This is a genomic window from Streptomyces sp. NPDC107454 (assembly GCF_055582885.1).
This window is the reverse complement of record NZ_JBVJPA010000054.1, coordinates 1-2,541: the sequence shown is the minus strand read 5'-3', so window position 1 is coordinate 2,541 and position 2,541 is coordinate 1. Positions and strand designations below refer to the sequence as shown.

2 rRNA genes (1 of these 2 only partly in view) are annotated in these 2,541 nt (G+C 58.1%); both read right to left on the bottom strand.

From position 1 onward, the window contains the following. Window positions 1–645 (bottom strand): 23S ribosomal RNA (locus tag ACZ69M_RS51045) (it extends 2,674 nt beyond the left edge of the window). Between the two features lie 314 nt (window positions 646–959). Further along, window positions 960–2,485, bottom strand: a 16S ribosomal RNA gene (locus ACZ69M_RS51040). The 16S and 23S rRNA genes sit together here, the layout of an rRNA operon. Window positions 2,486–2,541 lie beyond the last annotated feature (56 nt).

Genomic DNA, 2,541 nt, shown 5'->3' with positions numbered 1-2,541 from the left:
ACACAAGTGCTTGCCCGACGCTCCCACGGCTTGTAGGCACACGGTTTCAGGTACTATTTCACTCCGCTCCCGCGGTACTTTTCACCATTCCCTCACGGTACTATCCGCTATCGGTCACCAGGGAATATTTAGGCTTAGCGGGTGGTCCCGCCAGATTCACACGGGATTTCTCGGGCCCCGTGCTACTTGGGTGTTTCTCAAACGAGCCGTTGACGTTTCGACTACGGGGGTCTTACCCTCTACGCCGGACCTTTCGCATGTCCTTCGCCTACATCAACGGTTTCTGACTCGTCTCACGGCCGGCAGACCGTGAAAGAGAAATCCCACAACCCCACATACGCAACCCCTGCCGGGTCTCACACGCATATGGTTTGGCCTCATCCAGTTTCGCTCGCCACTACTCCCGGAATCACGGTTGTTTTCTCTTCCTGCGGGTACTGAGATGTTTCACTTCCCCGCGTTCCCTCCACATACCCTATGTGTTCAGGTATGGGTGACAGCCCATGACGACTGCCGGGTTTCCCCATTCGGAAACCCCCGGATCAAAGCCTGGTTGACGACTCCCCGGGGACTATCGTGGCCTCCCACGTCCTTCATCGGTTCCTGGTGCCAAGGCATCCACCGTGCGCCCTTAAAAACTTGGCCACAGATGCTCGCGTCCACTGTGCAGTTCTCAAACAACGACCAACCACCCATCACCCCCGGCTACAACCGGAGTGCACTGGGGCCGGCACTGAAGGCAGCCGTATCGGCCGTACCTTCAGACACCCAACAGCGTGCCCGGCACCCCCGCCACTCATGATCAGCTTTCCACGCCCCGAAGAGCAGTACTCACAGCCTGAGATGACTGAAGATGCCGAATAATCAACGTTCCACCCATGAGCAACCAGCATCAGACATTCGCTGATGTACTGGCCTCTGACCTCACCCCGGAGGGATCGGTAAGAAGTGCTCCTTAGAAAGGAGGTGATCCAGCCGCACCTTCCGGTACGGCTACCTTGTTACGACTTCGTCCCAATCGCCAGTCCCACCTTCGACAGCTCCCTCCCACAAGGGGTTGGGCCACCGGCTTCGGGTGTTACCGACTTTCGTGACGTGACGGGCGGTGTGTACAAGGCCCGGGAACGTATTCACCGCAGCAATGCTGATCTGCGATTACTAGCAACTCCGACTTCATGGGGTCGAGTTGCAGACCCCAATCCGAACTGAGACAGGCTTTTTGAGATTCGCTCCGCCTCACGGCTTCGCAGCTCATTGTACCTGCCATTGTAGCACGTGTGCAGCCCAAGACATAAGGGGCATGATGACTTGACGTCGTCCCCACCTTCCTCCGAGTTGACCCCGGCAGTCTCCTGTGAGTCCCCATCACCCCGAAGGGCATGCTGGCAACACAGAACAAGGGTTGCGCTCGTTGCGGGACTTAACCCAACATCTCACGACACGAGCTGACGACAGCCATGCACCACCTGTACACCGACCACAAGGGGGCGACCATCTCTGGCCGTTTCCGGTGTATGTCAAGCCTTGGTAAGGTTCTTCGCGTTGCGTCGAATTAAGCCACATGCTCCGCTGCTTGTGCGGGCCCCCGTCAATTCCTTTGAGTTTTAGCCTTGCGGCCGTACTCCCCAGGCGGGGAACTTAATGCGTTAGCTGCGGCACCGACGACGTGGAATGTCGCCAACACCTAGTTCCCACCGTTTACGGCGTGGACTACCAGGGTATCTAATCCTGTTCGCTCCCCACGCTTTCGCTCCTCAGCGTCAGTAATGGCCCAGAGATCCGCCTTCGCCACCGGTGTTCCTCCTGATATCTGCGCATTTCACCGCTACACCAGGAATTCCGATCTCCCCTACCACACTCTAGCTAGCCCGTATCGAATGCAGACCCGGGGTTAAGCCCCGGGCTTTCACACCCGACGTGACAAGCCGCCTACGAGCTCTTTACGCCCAATAATTCCGGACAACGCTTGCGCCCTACGTATTACCGCGGCTGCTGGCACGTAGTTAGCCGGCGCTTCTTCTGCAGGTACCGTCACTTTCGCTTCTTCCCTGCTGAAAGAGGTTTACAACCCGAAGGCCGTCATCCCTCACGCGGCGTCGCTGCATCAGGCTTTCGCCCATTGTGCAATATTCCCCACTGCTGCCTCCCGTAGGAGTCTGGGCCGTGTCTCAGTCCCAGTGTGGCCGGTCGCCCTCTCAGGCCGGCTACCCGTCGTCGCCTTGGTGAGCCACTACCTCACCAACAAGCTGATAGGCCGCGGGCTCATCCTTCACCGCCGGAGCTTTTAACCCACCCGGATGCCCGGGCAGGTGTTATCCGGTATTAGACCCCGTTTCCAGGGCTTGTCCCAGAGTGAAGGGCAGATTGCCCACGTGTTACTCACCCGTTCGCCACTAATCCACCCCGAAGGGCTTCATCGTTCGACTTGCATGTGTTAAGCACGCCGCCAGCGTTCGTCCTGAGCCAGGATCAAACTCTCCGTGAATGTTTTCCCGTAATCGGGACGACACCACGAGAGCGGAACCAGGGAGAGGAATAATC